This is a genomic window from Tenacibaculum sp. IB213877 (assembly GCF_034043975.1).
Lineage (GTDB): Bacteria > Bacteroidota > Bacteroidia > Flavobacteriales > Flavobacteriaceae > Polaribacter.
Map to the genome: position 1 here is coordinate 1 of NZ_JAXCHH010000042.1, position 730 is coordinate 730.

At 43.7% G+C, this 730-nt stretch carries 1 pseudogene; it reads right to left on the bottom strand.

What is annotated here, in order from left to right:
* Positions 1–730: pseudogene (locus tag SLH33_RS13000) on the bottom strand (hypothetical protein); the annotation flags it as partial.

Here is a 730-nt window from a genome sequence, read left to right on the forward strand (position 1 = left end):
ATTGGTTCCGTTCGTTCCGTCTGTACCTTCTAAGCTCGCTAAAAAGTCTGCTTCGGTTCCTGTATTGCCTGTATCTAACCAACTTTGGTATGCTGATTTTCCATCTACTCCATTGGTTCCATTCGTTCCGTCTGTACCTTCTAAACTCGCTAAAAAGTCTGCTTCGGTTCCTGTGTTACCTGTATCCAACCAACTTTGATATGCCGATTTTCCGTCAACTCCATTGGTTCCGTTCGTTCCGTCTGTACCTGCTAAACTCGCTAAAAAGTCTGCTTCGGTTCCTGTGTTACCTGTATCTAACCAACTTTGATATGCTGATTTTCCATCTACTCCATTGGTACCATTTGTTCCGTCTGTACCTGCTAAACTCGCTAAAAAGTCCGCTTCGGTTCCTGTGTTACCTGTATCTAACCAACTCTGATATGCTGATTTTCCGTCAACTCCATTAGTTCCGTTCGTACCATTTGTTCCGTCTGTACCTGCTAAACTTGCTAAAAAGTCTGCCTCGGTTCCTGTGTTACCTGTATCTAACCAACTTTGGTATGCTGATTTTCCATCTACTCCATTGGTTCCGTTCGTACCATTCGTTCCGTCTGTACCTGCTAAACTCGCTAAAAAGTCTGCTTCGGTTCCTGTGTTGCCTGTATCTAACCAACTTTGATATGCTGATTTTCCATCCACACCATTGGTTCCATTCGTTCCGTCTGTACCTTCTAAACTCGCTAAAAAG